This window comes from Streptomyces sp. NPDC003248, from assembly GCF_055563235.1.
Window position 1 is genome coordinate 1,007,759 of record NZ_JBVHDT010000001.1, and the last position, 16,988, is coordinate 1,024,746.

The 16,988-nt window shown below is 69.5% G+C and carries 16 protein-coding genes and 1 riboswitch; of the genes, 13 read left to right on the forward strand and 3 right to left on the reverse strand.

Going from position 1 to position 16,988, the window contains the following annotated elements; genetic code table 11:
• Window positions 1-269 precede the first annotated feature (269 nt).
• The 4 genes from ctaC to ACZ3KJ_RS04285 all read left to right on the forward strand — a co-directional run bounded on the left by ctaC (window position 270) and on the right by ACZ3KJ_RS04285 (window position 4,835).
• Window positions 270-1,229, forward strand: coding sequence for an aa3-type cytochrome oxidase subunit II (ctaC, locus tag ACZ3KJ_RS04270; RefSeq protein ID WP_389511643.1), 960 nt, complete (start codon window positions 270-272; stop codon window positions 1,227-1,229).
• Window positions 1,226-2,962: an aa3-type cytochrome oxidase subunit I gene (gene ctaD, locus ACZ3KJ_RS04275; protein ID WP_467524442.1), complete on the forward strand. Its 1,737-nt coding sequence runs from the start codon at window positions 1,226-1,228 to the stop codon at window positions 2,960-2,962. Before ctaC ends, ctaD begins: the two co-directional genes overlap by 4 nt.
• Complete coding sequence (locus ACZ3KJ_RS04280; RefSeq protein WP_467524444.1) at window positions 2,959-3,357, forward strand: cytochrome c oxidase subunit 4; 399 nt, start codon at window positions 2,959-2,961, stop codon at window positions 3,355-3,357. Before ctaD ends, ACZ3KJ_RS04280 begins: the two co-directional genes overlap by 4 nt.
• A 131-nt stretch (window positions 3,358-3,488) precedes the next feature.
• Window positions 3,489-4,835: a L,D-transpeptidase gene (locus ACZ3KJ_RS04285; protein WP_467524446.1), complete on the forward strand. Its 1,347-nt coding sequence runs from the start codon at window positions 3,489-3,491 to the stop codon at window positions 4,833-4,835.
• An 88-nt stretch (window positions 4,836-4,923) separates the two neighbouring features.
• On the opposite strand, the gene ACZ3KJ_RS04290 is transcribed toward ACZ3KJ_RS04285, so the two are convergent.
• Complete coding sequence (locus ACZ3KJ_RS04290; RefSeq protein WP_389511640.1) at window positions 4,924-5,325, reverse strand: response regulator; 402 nt, start codon at window positions 5,323-5,325, stop codon at window positions 4,924-4,926.
• 195 nt (window positions 5,326-5,520) lie between these two features.
• On the opposite strand from ACZ3KJ_RS04290, the gene ctaE reads away from it, so the two are divergent.
• The 6 genes from ctaE (at window position 5,521) to ACZ3KJ_RS04320 (ending at window position 12,643) form a co-directional block, all read left to right on the forward strand.
• Window positions 5,521-6,141: an aa3-type cytochrome oxidase subunit III gene (gene ctaE, locus ACZ3KJ_RS04295; RefSeq protein WP_389511639.1), complete on the forward strand. Its 621-nt coding sequence runs from the start codon at window positions 5,521-5,523 to the stop codon at window positions 6,139-6,141.
• 65 nt (window positions 6,142-6,206) lie between these two features.
• On the forward strand, window positions 6,207-7,019 hold the full coding sequence (gene qcrC / locus ACZ3KJ_RS04300; protein WP_467524448.1) for a cytochrome bc1 complex diheme cytochrome c subunit: 813 nt from the start codon (window positions 6,207-6,209) through the stop codon (window positions 7,017-7,019).
• The gene (qcrA, locus tag ACZ3KJ_RS04305) at window positions 7,016-8,074 is read left to right on the forward strand and encodes a cytochrome bc1 complex Rieske iron-sulfur subunit (RefSeq protein ID WP_389511637.1); all 1,059 of its coding nucleotides are present in this window, start codon (window positions 7,016-7,018) and stop codon (window positions 8,072-8,074) included. Before qcrC ends, qcrA begins: the two co-directional genes overlap by 4 nt.
• Window positions 8,071-9,693, forward strand: coding sequence for a cytochrome bc1 complex cytochrome b subunit (qcrB, locus tag ACZ3KJ_RS04310; protein WP_467524451.1), 1,623 nt, complete (start codon window positions 8,071-8,073; stop codon window positions 9,691-9,693). Before qcrA ends, qcrB begins: the two co-directional genes overlap by 4 nt.
• A gap of 145 nt (window positions 9,694-9,838) precedes the next feature.
• Window positions 9,839-10,903 carry an anthranilate phosphoribosyltransferase gene (gene trpD / locus ACZ3KJ_RS04315; RefSeq protein WP_467524453.1) on the forward strand — a complete coding sequence of 355 codons (1,065 nt, stop codon included), beginning with the start codon at window positions 9,839-9,841 and terminating at the stop codon, window positions 10,901-10,903.
• A 78-nt stretch (window positions 10,904-10,981) separates the two neighbouring features.
• Window positions 10,982-11,098: riboswitch (SAM riboswitch) on the forward strand.
• A 183-nt stretch (window positions 11,099-11,281) separates the two neighbouring features.
• Window positions 11,282-12,643 carry an aminotransferase class V-fold PLP-dependent enzyme gene (locus ACZ3KJ_RS04320; protein ID WP_467524455.1) on the forward strand — a complete coding sequence of 454 codons (1,362 nt, stop codon included), beginning with the start codon at window positions 11,282-11,284 and terminating at the stop codon, window positions 12,641-12,643.
• Between the two features lie 131 nt (window positions 12,644-12,774).
• Here the strand turns inward: ACZ3KJ_RS04320 and ACZ3KJ_RS04325 are convergent, their stop codons facing one another.
• Window positions 12,775-13,056 (reverse strand): Lrp/AsnC family transcriptional regulator, encoded by a 282-nt coding sequence (locus ACZ3KJ_RS04325; RefSeq protein WP_467524457.1) that lies wholly within the window; start codon window positions 13,054-13,056, stop codon window positions 12,775-12,777.
• Complete coding sequence (locus tag ACZ3KJ_RS04330) at window positions 13,053-13,799, reverse strand: rhomboid family intramembrane serine protease (protein ID WP_467524459.1); 747 nt, start codon at window positions 13,797-13,799, stop codon at window positions 13,053-13,055. The genes ACZ3KJ_RS04325 and ACZ3KJ_RS04330 overlap by 4 nt, the downstream gene beginning before the upstream one ends.
• Before the next feature lie 172 nt (window positions 13,800-13,971).
• Between ACZ3KJ_RS04330 and ACZ3KJ_RS04335 the strand changes: the two genes are divergently transcribed.
• The 3 genes from ACZ3KJ_RS04335 (at window position 13,972) to ACZ3KJ_RS04345 (ending at window position 16,883) form a co-directional block, all read left to right on the forward strand.
• Window positions 13,972-14,211, forward strand: a complete 240-nt coding sequence (locus ACZ3KJ_RS04335) for a hypothetical protein (protein ID WP_014672226.1) — start codon at window positions 13,972-13,974, stop codon at window positions 14,209-14,211.
• A gap of 72 nt (window positions 14,212-14,283) precedes the next feature.
• Complete coding sequence (locus ACZ3KJ_RS04340) at window positions 14,284-15,627, forward strand: NYN domain-containing protein (RefSeq protein WP_389511632.1); 1,344 nt, start codon at window positions 14,284-14,286, stop codon at window positions 15,625-15,627.
• Window positions 15,628-15,848: 221 nt separating this feature from the next.
• Window positions 15,849-16,883, forward strand: coding sequence for a C40 family peptidase (locus ACZ3KJ_RS04345; RefSeq protein ID WP_389511631.1), 1,035 nt, complete (start codon window positions 15,849-15,851; stop codon window positions 16,881-16,883).
• Window positions 16,884-16,988: the final 105 nt, after the last annotated feature.

Sequence of the window (16,988 nt, forward strand, 5' to 3'; positions counted from 1 at the left end):
GACGGGGGGAACCGCGCGACCGGCCCCCGCGCGTCCGCAGTCGCGAACACATCGCGAACGCCCGCCCGATGAGGCGCGAACCCGGCACGCTCCCACCCCTTCGGGGTGACCCGCGGCGCGTATGCCACCCTCCCCGCGAACCCCCGGAGGGCGTCGGCTAGGGTTTGGTCCGCATAAACATCCAAACCCCTGCCCGACGCAGGGCGGCGACCGACCAGCGAGAAGGCCGCAGCCGATCCGCGCGGGCGAGACTCTCGGGAAGGCGCTACGTGAGTCCCAACGGCTCCGACCGCTCGCCGCGGCGCCCGATGCGGCGGAAGCTGCTGCAGGCAATGACCGCGGGCCTGGTCCTGGCGACCGCCACCGGTTGCACATGGGAGGACTTCCCCCGCCTTGGTATGCCCACCCCCACCACGGAAGAGGCTCCGCGGATCCTCTCCCTGTGGCAGGGGTCCTGGGCTGCCGCGCTCGCCGTCGGCGTGCTGGTGTGGGGCCTGATCCTGTGGAGTGCTTTCTTCCACCGGCGCAGCCGCACCAAGGTGGAGGTACCTCCGCAGACCCGGTACAACATGCCGATCGAGGCGCTGTACACGGTGGTCCCCATCATCATCGTGTCGGTCCTCTTCTACTTCACGGCCCGCGACGAGTCCAAGCTCCTCGACCTGGAGAAGAAGCCCGACGTCACGGTCAACGTGGTCGGCTTCCAGTGGAGCTGGTGCTTCAACTACATCGAGAACGTCGACGGCTCCAGCGGTGACGCGAAGACCGACGCGAACCTGGACGCGATCCCGGACCGCTACAAGGACGAGTTCCCGGACAACGCGGGCGGCGTCTACACCTGCGGCACCCCCGGTGAGCGGAACCCGCAGACCAACAACCCCGGCCCGACCCTCTGGCTCCCCGAGGGCAAGACGGTCCGCTTCGTCCTCACCTCGCGTGACGTCATCCACTCCTTCTGGGTGGTGCCGTTCCTGATGAAGCAGGACGTCATCCCGGGCCACACCAATGCCTTCCAGGTGACCCCCAACAAGGAGGGCACCTTCCTGGGCAAGTGCGCCGAGCTCTGCGGCGTCGACCACTCGCGCATGCTGTTCAACGTGAAGGTCGTCTCCCCCGAGCGCTACGAGCAGCACCTCAAGGACCTCGCCAAGAAGGGGCAGACCGGTTACGTTCCCGCGGGCATCGAGCAGACCGCCCATGAGAAGAACCGGGAGACGAACAACCTGTGAGCATCCTCAACGAACCCCAGGGTGCCGCGGCGGCAGGGTCCCACTACGAGGACGAGCTGCCGGTCCGGCGCCAGCGCCGCGGTGAGGTCGTCATCAAGTGGCTGACCACCACCGACCACAAGACGATCGGCACGCTCTACCTCGCCACGTCGTTCGCGTTCTTCCTCATCGGCGGCGTGATGGCGCTCCTCATGCGCGCCGAGCTGGCCCGGCCGGGCCTGCAGATCATGTCGAACGAGCAGTTCAACCAGGCGTTCACGATGCACGGCACGATCATGCTGCTGATGTTCGCGACGCCGCTGTTCGCCGGATTCGCGAACTGGATCATGCCGCTCCAGATCGGCGCGCCCGACGTGGCGTTCCCGCGGCTGAACATGTTCGCCTACTGGCTGTACCTGTTCGGCTCGCTGATCGCGGTGGCCGGCTTCCTCACCCCGCAGGGTGCGGCCGACTTCGGCTGGTTCGCCTACTCCCCGCTGTCGGACGCGGTCCGCAGCCCGGGCATCGGCGCCGACATGTGGATCATGGGTCTGGCCTTCTCCGGCTTCGGCACGATCCTCGGCTCGGTCAACTTCATCACCACGATCATCTGCATGCGCGCCCCCGGCATGACGATGTTCCGCATGCCGATCTTCGTGTGGAACGTGCTGCTGACCGGTGTGCTGGTCCTGCTGGCCTTCCCGGTCCTCGCGGCCGCGCTGTTCGCCCTGGAGGCGGACCGCAAGTTCGGCGCCCACATCTTCGACGCGGCCAACGGCGGCTCGCTGCTGTGGCAGCACCTCTTCTGGTTCTTCGGACACCCAGAGGTGTACATCATCGCCCTGCCGTTCTTCGGCATCATCAGTGAGGTCATCCCGGTCTTCAGCCGCAAGCCGATGTTCGGCTACTTCGGTCTGATCGCCGCGACCATCGCGATCGCCGGCCTCTCCGTGACCGTGTGGGCCCACCACATGTACGTCACCGGTGGTGTGCTGCTGCCGTTCTTCTCCTTCATGACGTTCCTCATCGCCGTCCCGACCGGTGTGAAGTTCTTCAACTGGATCGGCACGATGTGGAAGGGGTCACTGAGTTTCGAGACCCCGATGCTCTGGGCGACCGGCTTCCTGATCACCTTCACCTTCGGTGGTCTGACCGGTGTCATCCTGGCGTCGCCGCCGATGGACTTCCACGTCTCCGACTCGTACTTCGTGGTGGCGCACTTCCACTACGTCGTCTTCGGCACCGTCGTCTTCGCGATGTTCTCCGGCTTCCACTTCTGGTGGCCGAAGTGGACCGGCAAGATGCTGGACGAGCGCCTCGGCAAGATCACCTTCTGGACGCTGTTCATCGGCTTCCACGGCACCTTCCTGGTCCAGCACTGGCTGGGCGCCGAGGGCATGCCCCGCCGGTACGCCGACTACCTGGCCGCCGACGGCTTCACCGCCCTGAACACGATCTCCACGATCAGCTCGTTCGTGCTCGGCCTGTCGATCCTGCCGTTCATGTACAACGTGTGGAAGACGGCCAAGTACGGCAAGCCGGTCGGCGTCGACGACCCGTGGGGCTACGGCCGCTCCCTGGAGTGGGCGACCTCCTGCCCGCCGCCGCGGCACAACTTCCTCACCCTGCCGCGGATCCGCAGTGAATCCCCGGCGTTCGACCTGCACCACCCGGAGATCGCCGCGCTCGAGCAGCTGGAGCACGCCGGCCACGGCGCCGGTGCCATCGCGGGCAGCAAGGAGGCCGGCAAGTGAAGATCCAGGGCAAGATGTTCGTCTGGCTGAGCGTCTTCGTCCTCGCCATGGCGGTCGTCTATGGCGTGTGGTCGAAGGAGCCGGCCGGTACCACGGCCCTCTTCCTGGCCTTCGGCCTGTGCATCATGGTCGGCTTCTACCTGGGCTTCACCGCCCGGCGGGTCGACACCGGTGCCCAGGACAACAAGGAGGCGGACGTCGCGGACGACGCCGGCGAGCTGGGCTTCTTCAGCCCGCACAGCTGGCAGCCGCTCTCCCTGGCCATCGGCGGCGCCCTGTCCTTCCTGTCCGTCGCGGTCGGCTGGTGGCTGCTGTACTTCTCCGCACCGCTGGTCATGATCGGCCTGTGGGGCTGGGTCTTCGAGTACTACCGCGGTGAGAACCGCACCCAGTAGCACACGCCGAGCACGGCACGAGCCCGGACACTCCGTCAGGAGGGTCCGGGCTCACGCTTTCGCCGCAAAACCGGTCGTCCATCCGTGTCTCCCGGCGCGCCGCCGTTGACAGGGCTCCCTAGCGTGAAGCCATGAACCGCTCCGAGCCTTCCCGCGGCGCCCGAACCGGTGCCGAGGGGGTGACCGCACCCCGCCCCTCGGGCCTGCGCGCGCTCACCCCCGCGGCCCCGCCGCGCCTGCGCCCCCGCACCGTCGTCGGCTGCACCCTGCTGGTGATCGCCCTGGCCGAGGGCGCGATCGCCTGCGGCTCGGACGACCACCCCCTCGCCGCCCGCCCCTACGACGCCACCGACCGGATCTCCTTCAACGGCCCGGGCGACGGCGTGAAGGCCGACCCGGACAAGCCCCTGGAGATCACCGCGGAGGACTCCGACGACCGCATCACGGACGTCACCGCCGTGGACGCCTCGGGCCGCCACGTGGCCGGAGAACTCTCCGCCGACGGCAGCCGCTGGCGCAGCACCGAGCCGCTCGCCGCCAACGCCCACTACACGGTCCGCGTCAGCACCGAGGACGAGGACGGCGCCCCCGGCCGCCGGGTCCTCACCGTCGACACCGGCAAGCCCACCGCCAAGACGCTGCTGACGGTGACGTTCGGCCCCAAGACGGGCACCTACGGTGTCGGCCAGCCCCTCACGGCCGAACTCAGCCGGCCCGTCAAGGACCCCGCACAGCGCGCGGTCGTCGAACGCTCCCTCAAGGTCGACTCCAAGCCCTCCGTCGAGGGCGCCTGGCACTGGGTCGACGACAAGAAGCTCCACTACCGGCCCAAGGACTACTGGCCGGCCCGCACCGCGATCCGCCTGCACAGCACCCTGGACGGCATCAAGGTCGGCGACCGCCTCTGGGGCGGACCGGCGAAGGACGTCACCCTCACCATCGGCGACCGCGTCATCGCCGTAACCGACGCCGCCGCGCACTCCCTGACCGTCTTCAAGAACGGCGAGGAGATCAAACGGATACCCGTCACCACCGGCAAGCCCGGCTTCGAGACCCGCAACGGCGTCAAGGTCGTCCTGGGCAAGGAGTACTTCGTACGGATGCGCGGCACCAGCATCGGCATCGCCGAGGGCTCCTCGGAGTCCTACGACCTGCCGGTCTACTACGCCACCCGGGTGACCTGGAGCGGCGAGTACGTCCACGCCGCCCCCTGGTCCGTCGGCTCCCAGGGGTACGCCAACGTCAGCCACGGCTGCACCGGCATGAGCACCCAGAACGCGGCGTGGTTCTTCCAGAACGTCCGGGAGGGCGACGTCGTCCAGGTCGTCAACAGCTACGGCCACACGATGGAGACCTTCGGCAACGGCTTCGGCGACTGGAACATCGACTGGGCGAAATGGCGCACGGGCAGCGCGCTGACCACCGGGCAGCACCGTCCCGAGCAGGACCCGTCGAGGCTGTGGCCGACGGCCGTGTGAGGAGCCCCCCGGGGGCCCTCCGCGCGGTCCCCGGCGCCCCGGGCGGACGGCCCGGCGCCCCGGGAGGTGCCGCAGGCGCCCCGGGCGGTCAGACGCCCAGAGCCTGCCTGTCCCGCAGCAGGGAGGCCAGCGCCCCCGCGAACTCCACCGGCTCCACGGGCAGCGTCACCGCCGCGTCGGCCCGGGACCAGGTCGCCAGCCACGCGTCCTGGGGCCGCCCGATGAGGAGCAGCACCGGCGGGCACCGGAACACCTCGTCCTTGATCTGCCGGCACATCCCCATGCCCCCCATGGGCACGGCCTCGCCGTCCAGGACGCAGACGTCGATGCCGCCCTTGTCCAGCTCCGTCAGCACGGCGGCCGGGGTCGCGCACTCCACGAACTCGACCAGGGGCGCGTCGGGCGCCGGCCGCCGGCCGGAGGCCAGCCGCACCTGCTCGCGGGTGTTGGCGTCATCGCTGTAGACCAGCACCGTCGCGGTCGCCTGCATGGTTCCTCCACGCTCCTCAGAAGACACAGCACTGCTCGGGAACTTCCGGGTACCGACGGTGCGGATGCTACTCCTGCGGACACCCCGTCAACACCTGTCGGAACACGGCCACGATGGGCCATACGGGCAGTCCACGGGGTGCGGACACCCCGAACGGCACCCCCGGGAGTGAGGGCGGGATAAGCGACCGACATAATGTCGGTCGTGGCGACAGCAACGACAGTAGAAACCGGGCACGCGCACCCGTCGGTCAACCGGCCGAACCTCACCAGCGTCGGAACCATCATCTGGCTGAGTTCCGAGCTGATGTTCTTCGCGGCCCTCTTCGCGATGTACTTCACCCTGCGATCGGTGACGGGCCCCGAGCACTGGAAGGAAATGGCCGAGGCCCTGAACTTCCCGTTCTCGGCGACGAACACCACGATCCTGGTGCTCTCCTCCCTCACCTGCCAGCTCGGCGTGTTCGCCGCCGAGCGCGGTGACGTCAAGAAGCTCCGGGGCTGGTTCATCGTCACCTTCATCATGGGTGCGATCTTCATCGGCGGTCAGGTGTACGAGTACACCGAGCTGGTCAAGAAGGACGGGCTCTCGCTCTCCTCCGACCCCTACGGCTCGGTCTTCTACCTGACCACCGGCTTCCACGGCCTGCACGTGACGGGCGGCCTCATCGCCTTCCTGCTGGTCCTCGGGCGCACCTACGCGGCCAGGAGGTTCACCCACGAGCAGGCGACCGCCGCGATCGTCGTGTCCTACTACTGGCACTTCGTCGATGTCGTCTGGATCGGCCTCTTCGCCACGATCTACATGATCAAGTAGCCGGGCCCGCTCCCGCACCCATCCCAGAAGCATCGACGCAGAAGATCCTGACACCGGGGTAATCCGTGAAAAAGCTCTCCGCACGACGACGCCATCCGATGGCGGCGCTCGTCGTCCTACTCCTCGCGCTGGCATGCACCGGGGGGCTGTACGCCGCGTTCGCACCCGCGAGCAAGGCGCAGGCAGACGAAACCGCCCAGTCCCTCGCCATCGACGAGGGCAAGAAGCTCTACGCCGTCGGCTGCGCCAGCTGCCACGGCACCGGCGGTCAGGGCACCTCCGACGGTCCCAGCCTCGTGGGCGTGGGCGCCGCGGCCGTCGACTTCCAGGTCGGCACCGGCCGCATGCCGGCCTCGACGTCCCAGATGGCCCAGATCCCGCGGAAGAAGGTCGTCTACACGCAGGCCGAGATCGACCAGCTCGCCGCGTACATCGCCTCGCTCGGCGCCGGCCCGTCCATCCCGACCGAGGCCGAGTACGGCGAGGAGGGAGCGGACATCGCCAAGGGCGGTGAGCTGTTCCGCACCAACTGCGCGCAGTGCCACAACTTCACCGGCAAGGGCGGTGCCCTCACCAAGGGCAAGTTCGCGCCGTCCCTCGAGGGCGTGGACCCGAAGCACATCTACGAGGCCATGCAGACCGGCCCGCAGAACATGCCCTCCTTCCCCGACACCACGCTGTCGGAGCAGAACAAGAAGGACATCATCGCGTACCTGAACGCGGTCAACGGTGATGAGACGGAGAGCCCCGGCGGTCTCGAGCTGGGCGGCCTCGGGCCGGTCAGCGAGGGTCTGTTCGGCTGGATCTTCGGTCTCGGCGGACTGATCGCCGTCGCCGTGTGGGTCGCCGCCCGGACCGCAAAGGCCAAGAAGTCATGAGTAGCCAAGACATTCCAGAAGAGAACCTGCCCGCTGAGCAGGGCCGCGCGCACGGTGCGGTGGACGTGGCGGACGAGCAGCACCCGTTCGCCGACCCGGGGCTGCCGCCCCACGAGCACCGGATCCAGGACATCGACGAGCGGGCCGCCAAGCGGTCCGAGCGTACGGTCGCCTTCCTGTTCACGCTGTCGATGCTGGCCACCGTCGGCTTCATCGCCTCGTACGTGGCGATCCCGCACGACCAGTCGGTCTACATCTTCCCGCTCGGGCACATCAACGCGCAGAACTTCGCGCTCGGCCTGACGCTGGGTGCCGCCCTGTTCTGCATCGGCGCCGGCGCCGTCCACTGGGCCCGCACCCTGATGTCCGACGTGGAGGTCGCCGACGAGCGGCACGCGATCGAGGCGTCGCCCGAGGTCAAGGCCAAGGTCATGGCCGACTTCAGGGACGGTGCGCAGGAGTCCGCGCTGGGCCGCCGCAAGCTGATCCGCAACACGATGTTCGGTGCGCTGGCCCTGTTCCCGCTCTCCGGTGTCGTGCTGCTGCGCGACCTCGGCCCGCTGCCCGAGGACAAGCTGCGCCACACGCTGTGGTCCAAGGGCAAGCTGCTCGTCAACATGAACACCAACGAGCCGCTGCGTCCCTCGGACGTCGCGGTCGGCTCCCTCACCTTCGCCAAGCCGGAGGGCCTGGAGGAGACCGACCACGACTTCCAGAACGAGATCGCCAAGGCCGCCCTGATGATCGTCCGGATCGAGCCGGACGACATCAAGGACAAGCAGGAACTCGAGTGGTCGCACGAGGGCATCGTGGCGTACTCGAAGATCTGCACCCACGTCGGTTGCCCGATCTCGCTCTACGAGCAGCAGACGCACCACGTGCTGTGCCCCTGCCACCAGTCCACCTTCGACCTGTCCGACGGTGCCCGAGTGATCTTCGGCCCGGCCGGCCACGCCCTTCCGCAGCTGCGCATCGGCGTGAACGACGAGGGGTACCTCGAGGCGCTCAGCGACTTCGAAGAGCCCGTCGGTCCTGCCTTCTGGGAGCGCGGATGAGTAACAACGACGACCGCCGCAAGGCACCCGCGGGCGAGCGGGTCGCCGACTGGGCGGACGGCCGGCTGGGGATCTACTCCCTGGCCAAGGCCAACATGCGCAAGATCTTCCCGGACCACTGGTCCTTCATGCTCGGCGAGATCTGCCTCTACAGCTTCATCATCATCATCCTCACGGGTGTGTACCTGACGCTGTTCTTCCACCCGTCGATGAACGAGGTGGAGTACCACGGCAGCTACGTCCCGCTCCAGGGCCAGCTGATGTCGGAGGCGTTCAGCTCGACGCTGGAGATCTCCTTCGACGTCCGCGGTGGTCTGCTCATCCGGCAGATCCACCACTGGGCGGCGATCATCTTCCTCGCCGGCATGTTCGTGCACATGATGCGCGTGTTCTTCACGGGCGCGTTCCGCAAGCCGCGTGAGATCAACTGGCTGTTCGGCTTCCTGCTGTTCGTCCTCGGCATGTTCACCGGTTTCACCGGCTACTCGCTCCCGGACGACCTGCTCTCCGGCACCGGTGTCCGCTTCACCCAGGGCGCGATCCTGTCCGTGCCGATCGTCGGCACGTACATCTCGATGTTCCTGTTCGGCGGGGAGTTCCCGGGCGGCGACTTCGTCGCGCGGTTCTACTCGATCCACATCCTGCTGCTGCCGGGCATCATGCTCGGTCTGGTGGTCGGCCACCTGATCCTGGTCTTCTACCACAAGCACACGCAGTTCGCGGGTCCCGGCCGGACCAACAAGAACGTCGTCGGCATGCCGCTGCTGCCGGTCTACATGGCCAAGGCCGGAGGCTTCTTCTTCCTGGTCTTCGGTCTGATCGCGGCGCTCGCCGGCATCGCGTCCGTCAACCCGATCTGGGCCCTGGGCCCGTACCGTCCGGACCAGGTGTCCACCGGCGCCCAGCCCGACTGGTACATGGGCTTCGCCGAGGGTCTGGTCCGCGCCATGCCGGGCTGGGAGATCAACTTCTGGGGTCACACGCTGGTCCTCGGCGTGTTCATCCCGCTGGTGCTCTTCGGTCTGTTCCTCGGTGTGATCGCCCTCTACCCGTTCATCGAGTCTTGGGTCACCGGCGACAAGCGCGAGCACCACATCCTGGACCGCCCGCGCAACGCCCCGACCCGTACGGCCTTCGGTGTCGCCTGGGTCACCGGCTACATGATCATGCTGATCGGCGGTGGCAACGACATCGTCGCCACCCACTTCCACCTGTCGATCAACGCGGTCACCTGGTTCGTCCGGATCGGCTTCTTCGTCGGCCCGGTCATCGCCTTCGTCGTCACCAAGCGGATCTGCCTCGGCCTCCAGCGCCGCGACAAGGACAAGGTGCTGCACGGTCGCGAGACCGGCACCATCAAGCGCCTGCCGCACGGTGAGTTCATCGAGGTGCACGAGCCGCTCAGCCAGGAGCAGCTCTACACGCTCACCGCGCACGAGCAGTACGCGCCGGCCGAGATCGGCCCGACGGTCGACGAGAACGGCGTCGAGCGCAAGGTGAAGCGCACCGAGAAGGTCCGCGCCAAGCTGAGCGAGGCGTACTACGGCGAGGAGAGCCAGATCGCCAAGCCGACCGTCGAGGAGTACAGGGAGATCACGAGCGGCCACGGCCACCACTGATCACTGCGTCGCCACGCAACCGCAGAAGGGCCCCGTCCGGTGTTCGGACGGGGCCCTTCGCCGTTCCCCGTGGCTGGATAGGGTGGGACCCGTTGAGACGCGTGTCCCGTCGGAGCGGGACCACCATGACACCCAGGAGCGGCTTATGAGCGCTGTGACCCCCGCTGGAGGCGACACCGCGGCGGGCCGTTCCTGGCCCGTCCTGCTGAACGGTCTGCTGGACGGCCGGGACCTCTCCTCGGAGGAGACCGCCTGGGCCATGGACGTGATCATGCGCGGCGAGGCGACCGACACCCAGATCGCCGCCTTCGTGGTGGCGCTGCGGGCCAAGGGCGAGACCGTGGCGGAGATCAACGGTCTCGTACGGACGATGTACGAGCACGCCAACCTGATCGAGGTGCCCGGCCCCACCGTCGACATCGTCGGCACCGGCGGCGACGGCGCGAAGACGGTGAACATCTCCACCATGGCGTCGATCGTCGTCGCCGGAACCGGCGCGAAGGTCGTCAAGCACGGCAACCGGGCCGCCTCCTCCGCGTCCGGGGCATCGGACGTCCTGGAGCAGCTGGGCGTCAATCTGGAGCTGACGCCGCAGCGGGTGAGCGAGGTGGCCGAGGAGGCCGGGATCACCTTCTGCTTCGCGGTCAAGTTCCACCCGGCGCTGCGCCACGCGGGCGCCGCCCGCAAGCAGCTGGGTGTCCGCACGGTGTTCAACGTCCTCGGCCCGCTCACCAACCCCGCCCGGGTGCGTGCCCAGGCGGTCGGGGTCGCCGACCCGCGCATGGCGCCGATCGTCGCCGGCGTCTTCGCCGAGCGCGGCCACTCGTCGCTGGTGTTCCGGGGCGACGACGGTTTCGACGAGCTGACCACCACCTCCACCTCCCGGGTGTGGATCGTCCGCGACGGCAAGGTGACCGAGGAGACCTTCGACCCGCGGCACGTCGGCATCGAGCTGGTGTCCGTCGAGGCGCTGCGCGGCGCCGACCCCTCGTACAACGCGCAGGTCGCGCGCCGGCTGCTGGAGGGCGAGCGGGGGCCGGTGCGGGACGCCGTCCTGCTGAACGCCGCGGCGGCGCTGATGGCGCTGGAGCCGACGGACGCACCGCTGGCCGAGCAGATCCGCGCCGGCATGGAGAAGGCGGCGCGGTCCCTCGACTCCGGTGCGGCCGCGCGGGTGCTGGAGCGCTGGGTGGCGGCCAGCAACGCCTGACGACAGGGCCTGGGAAGCGGTCCCGCGATCCGGACAGGAGTTGCGGGACCGCGATCGTTTACCGTACTTTCCTCCTCAGGTCATGAGTGACAGTCATGAGGCCCCGGCCGACTGTCCGGCAACCCTCCGTCCGTGGCGGGGTGCCCCGGGTGAAGACCAGGCCGTGGGCAGCAAGGCCCACGGCAAGCGCGGACCCCTCGCACGCTTTTGATTCAGCGGCGGGGCAGGGGTCCTGGTCGTCGAGGAGCCTCCCGTGAGCAAGCGAATGCGATAGGGCCGCAGAGCCCCGCCTCCGCATACCCCTCTTTCCTCTTCCCTCCGTGCCGTCGACGCGCTGTCCGGCACGGCGGTTCGACGCGTCCTCACGGGAGTTCCGCCATGTCCGTCTCCACCGCTGCCTCCGCCCAGTCCGTTTGTGCCCCGCTGCCCGTTCTGGGCCGGGATGTCACCGTGCCGCTCGTCACCGGCGGGGAGGTCACCTACGCCGCGCTCGACTACGCGGCCAGCGCCCCCGCCCTCCAGCGCGTCTGGGACGACGTGGCGGCCTACGCCCCGTACTACGGCAGCGTCCACCGCGGCGCCGGCTACCTCTCCCAGCTGTCCACGGACCTCTTCGAGAACGCCCGCCGGACGGTCGCGGAGTTCCTCGACTGCCGCGACGACGACCAGCTGGTCTTCACCCGCTCCACCACGGACTCCCTGAACCTCCTCGCCGCCGCCCTCCCCGCCGGCTGCCAGGTCTTCGTCTTCGAGACCGAGCACCACGCCTCGCTGCTGCCCTGGAAGGACGCCCGGGTCACCTACCTCGACGCCCCGCGCACCCCGCGCCAGGCCGTCGAGACCCTGGAGCGCGCGCTCGCCGAGCGCGACCCGTACGGCCCGGCCCTGGTCTGCGTGACCGGCGCCTCCAACGTCACCGGCGAGCTGTGGCCGGTGCGCGAGCTGGCCGCCGCCGCCCACGCCCACGGAGCCCGGATCGTCCTGGACGCCGCCCAGCTGGCCCCCCACCACCCGGTGTCCGTGCGCGACCTCGACGTCGACTGGGTCGCCTTCTCCGGGCACAAGCTGTACGCCCCGTTCGGCTCCGGCGTCCTGGCCGGCCGCGCCGACTGGCTGCGCGCCGCCGAGCCGTACCTGGCCGGCGGCGGCGCCAGCCGCAAGGTCACCCGGCGCGAGGACGGGGGAGTGGACGTGGAGTGGCACGACAGCGCCGCCCGGCACGAGGCGGGCTCGCCGAACGTCATCGGCGCCTACTCCATCGCCTCCGCCTGCAAGACCCTGACGGAGGCGGGCTTCGACACGCTGGTCGCCCGGGAGCGGTACCTCGTCGAGAAGGTGCGTGCGGGGCTGGCCGAGGTCCCCGAGGTGCGCGTGCTGTCCCTCTTCGGCGACGACGCCCCCCGCGTCGGCGTGATCTCCTTCGTCGTCGAGGGCTGGAACAGCTCCCACTTCGCCGCCGCCCTCTCCGCCGAGTACGGCATCGGCGTCCGCGACGGCCTCTTCTGCGCCCACCCCCTCGTCCGCACCCTCCTCGGCAGCGACCCGCGCAGCCAGGGCGAGTGCGGCGCCCCCGAGGCGGCGCCGGGCGAGAAGTCCCTCAACGCGATCCGGGTGAGCTTCGGCGCGGGGACGCCGGACGAGCACGTGGAGCGTTTCGTGACCGCGGTGAAGGAACTGGTCGGGAGCGGCGCCAAGTGGCAGTACCGCACGGAGGACGGCCGCTGCGTCCCGGCGGTGTGAGGCAGCCGACGTCAGGGACAGCACCGCAGGGGCGCGGGGCCGTGTCGACATGCGGCTCCGCCGCGTGGGCGCGACCAGCCACAGCCGACCGGCAGCCGCACACACGCTCCGCGCCCCCAGGCGCTCCCGCGCTAAGAGTCCAGCCCGATGGCGAACGCAGCCTCGAGATCATGCTGCGAGTACGTCCGGAAAGCGACATGCGTGTCCGTCGCCTCGACGCCGGGGATCTTGCTGATCCGCCCGGGGATCACCTCGGCGAGGTCCTCGTGCCGCCGCACCCGCACCATGGCGATCAGGTCGTACGTCCCGGTGACGGAGAAGACCTCGCTCACGGACTCCAGCGAGGCGATCGACTCGGCGATCTCGGGGATCCGGTCCACGCTGGTCTTGATCAGGACGATCGCGGTGATCACGGCTGGTTCTCTCCCTCGGGGGCCGGGGCTCGGGCGGCTTTCACTCTAGTCGTCCCGTTGCGCCCGGCCCACGCGCAGCCGAAGCCCAGGCCGAAGCCCAGCAGGTGGGCCAGGTAGGCCACGCCCGGCCCCGGGCCCGCCCGCCCCGCCGCCAGCCATTGCAGGGCCGCCCAGAAGGGCAGCACCACCCACGCCGGGAAGCGCAGCGGCAGGAAGAGCAGGAACGGCAGGAGACTGGTGACGCGCGCCCGGGGAAAGAGGTGGAGGAACGCGCCGAGCACCGCGGAGATGGCCCCCGAGGCGCCGACCAGGGACTGCCCGGAGCCGGCGTGGGCGGCGGCGTAGCCGAGCAGGGCCAGGTAGCCGCAGCCGAGGTAGAAGAGGGCGAAGCGGAGGCGGCCCATCCGGTGCTCGGTCATCGTCCCGAAGACGTGGAGGAACAGCATGTTGCCCAGCAGGTGCACCCAGCTGCCGTGGACGAAGAGGGCCGTGGCGGGGGTGAGGGCGGCGCGCGCGGACCCCTCGAACAGCTCGGCCGGGATCACCCCCCACCGGCGGAAGTAGGCGCGCCGGACGGCCGGCAGCTCCTCCGCGGTGCCGTACCCCGCGTCGAGGCCCGAGGCGGGGCCGGCCAGGAAGATCACACAGCACAGGGCGATCAGTCCGTACGTCACCGGCGCCGCCGGCCGCCGGACCGCTCTGCCCACGCTCCGGCTGACGGCGCCGCTCCAGTCCCTGATCATGAGTACAGAGCATGACGTAACGGGACGTACGTCCATGGACCGCCTCGCCGCCGTGGACGGATGGGCGGCGAGTACCCGCCAGGCCGTAGGGTTACGAGCCACACGGACCGGGGAGCCCTTGGGCGCGCCCCGGCGCCGGAAGCCCGACACTAGAAGGAAGCGGACGGTCACGATGACGGTTCCCCTGCCGACCGCCACGACGCGGTGGCGCTGCACGCTCTGCGGCAACCTCACCCGGTTCGACGTGACGCGCTCGTCGAAGGTCGTGGAGTACGTCCACCTCGATCTCGCCGGCGAGCCCACGGTCGAGGAGCGCGAGGTGGTCAGTGAGACCATCGAGTCGGTGCGGTGCCGTTGGTGCAACGCCGTGGACCAGGTGGAACTCGTGGACAGGCCGGGCGCCGGCTCCTGACGACGGGGGCCCTCCCGTTCGAGAGAAGTCGAGAGCGGGGGAGGGCCCGGCTCAGAAATTGGGGTGTGACGGATGGTGGAGAGCGCAGGCGGGGGGCCGGGCGACGGCGCCGCTGAGGTGCTCGACCGTCCGCTGCCCGACGGTGTGCGCCGCCGGGTCGTCCAGATCGTCTCGGACGGCTTCGGAGGGCTGACCGTCGCCGAACTGCCCGCCCAGTTGCGGCAGTACGCCCGGTTCGCCCCCAATCGGCGGGCGAAGTTCGCGGGCAACGCGATGGCGGCCGCGCTGGAGACGGACACGCTGTTCCGGCAGCGCATCGCCGAGAAGTTCAGAGAGGCCCAGCCGGAACTGGCCGGCGCCCTCGACTCCGGCTCGCCGCCCCCGGCCGCGGACCCGCTCGACGTGGCGGCCGCGGCCTACGTGCTGCGGCCCGTCGACTGGGTGAAGCTGGTGACCGCGGCCGGCGAGGAGGCGCAGCGGGCGGACGCCGAGCGCGCCGGCGAGGAGAGCCGCGCGGAACTGGAGCGGCTGCGCGACCAGCTCTCCCAGGCCCGCGCGCAGACCCGCGCCGAGACCGAACGGCTGCGGGCCGAGCTGGAGACGGCGAGGAAGGAAGCCGAATCGCTTCACCGCAAGCTGCGTTCGGCGCTCAGCGACGTCAAGCGCGGCGAGGCCGCGCTGCGCAAGGTGCAGGGCGAGATAGAAGCGGTCCGTACCGAGGGGCAGGCGCAGGTGTCCGCCGCCGAGAGCGAGACACGGCGGCTGAAGGCGCGGCTCGGGGAGGTGGAGACCGCCCTGGAGGCCACCCGCAGGGCGGCGCGCGAGGGGCGCAGCGTCGAGGACATGCGGGTGCGGCTGCTGCTGGACACCGTGCTGGACGCGGCCCAGGGGCTGCGCAGGGAGCTGGCGTTGCCGCCCGTGTCGGTCCGGCCGGCGGAGACCGTCGACGCCGTGGAACCCGGACGGATGACCCCGAAGGACATCGCGGCCCGGGCCCTGTCGGAGAACGACCCCGCGATCCTGGACCAGTTGCTCGCCCTGCCGCAGGCGCACCTCGTGGTCGACGGGTACAACGTCACCAAAACGGGTTATCCGCAGATGCCACTGGAGAAGCAGCGGCTGCGGCTGCTCGGGCAGCTCTCGCAGCTCGCCGCGCAGACCGGCGCCGAGGTCACCTGCGTCTTCGACGGGGCCGAACTGGCCGCGCCGGTGCTGCTGGCGCCGCCGCGCGGGGTGCGGGTGCTGTTCTCCAAGCCGGGCGTCACCGCCGACGAGCTGATCCGCCAGCTGGTGCGGGCCGAACCGCCCGGCCGTCCGGTCATCGTCGCCTCGACCGACCGCGAGGTGGCCGACGGGGTGGCCCGGGTGGGGGCGCGGCCTGTCGCGTCTGCGGTACTCCTCAAGCGACTGACCTGATAGCGACCTGATGGTCAACGTACAGGTTTAATGCCCGAATTGGTGGAATCGTCACGCAACGTAGCGTCAATCGAGCATTACCACACGTGAGTTGCCGTAAAGAATGCGTTGCGTCACCGACTTTTTTGGTGCGAGGATTTGAACTGATCACAGGATGGTCACTAGGGTCTGCCATCGAACCTCCGCACGAGTGATCACTCACAAGAAGGAGCTCGTCCTCCGTGGCGTCCCACCGTCGACCCAAGCAGCCGAGCCGCGCACGTGTGACCGTGCTGACCACCGCGGCCGCCGCGGCTGTCGTCCTGAGCTCGCAGGCCGCCAACGCGGCCCCGAGCGAGAAGCTCACGAAGGACGAGGTCAAGACCAAGGTCGACAAGCTCTACGAAGAGGCCGAGAAGGCCACCGAGAAGTACAACGGCGCCAAGGAGAAGCAGGAGACCCTCCAGAAGGAGATCTCCGCCATCCAGGACGACGTCGCCAGCGGCCAGGAAGAGCTCAACGAGCTGCGCGACAGCATCGGCCTCGCGGCCGCCGCCCAGTACCGCACCGGCAGCATCGACTCCTCCCTCCAGCTCTTCCTCTCCTCCGACCCGGACGACTACCTGGACAAGGCGTCCACCGCCGACCAGCTCAGCGCCCAGCAGGTCGAGGCGCTGAAGAAGATCCAGGAGAAGCAGCGCGAGCTGGCCCAGGACCGCGCCGAGGCGTCCGACAAGCTCAAGGACCTCGCCTCCACCCGGACCGAGCTGGGCAAGAAGAAGAAGGAAGTCCAGGCCAAGCTGGCCGAGGCGCAGAAGCTCCTCAACACGCTGACCGCCGAGGAGAAGGCCGAACTGGCCGCCGCCGACGCCCGCGCCAGCCGCTCGTCGAGCGAGCGCGTCGACCTCGGCAGCACCGCGTCCGCCTCCAGCCGCGCCCTCGCCGCCTTCCAGGCCGCCCAGAGCAAGATCGGCTCGCCGTACGTCTACGGCGCCACCGGCCCCTCGTCCTTCGACTGCTCGGGCCTGACCTCCTGGGCCTACGCCCAGGCCGGCGTCTCCATCCCGCGCACCTCGCAGGCCCAGGCCAACGCGGGCACGCGCATCTACTCCCAGTCCGACCTCAAGGTCGGCGACCTGGTCATCTTCTACAGCGACCAGCACCACGTCGGCTTCTACGCGGGCAACGGCCAGGTGCTGCACGCCCCGCGCACCGGCACCGTGGTGCGCTACGAGTCGATCGACAACATGCCGTTCCAGTTCGGCGTCCGGATCTGACCACCCTCAAGATCACGACACCGTGCCGCCCGAACGGGCGAATCGCCACCACGTGAACTGACCCCGCGCCCCGCCCATGACCTGCGTCAGAGGCGGGGCGTCACG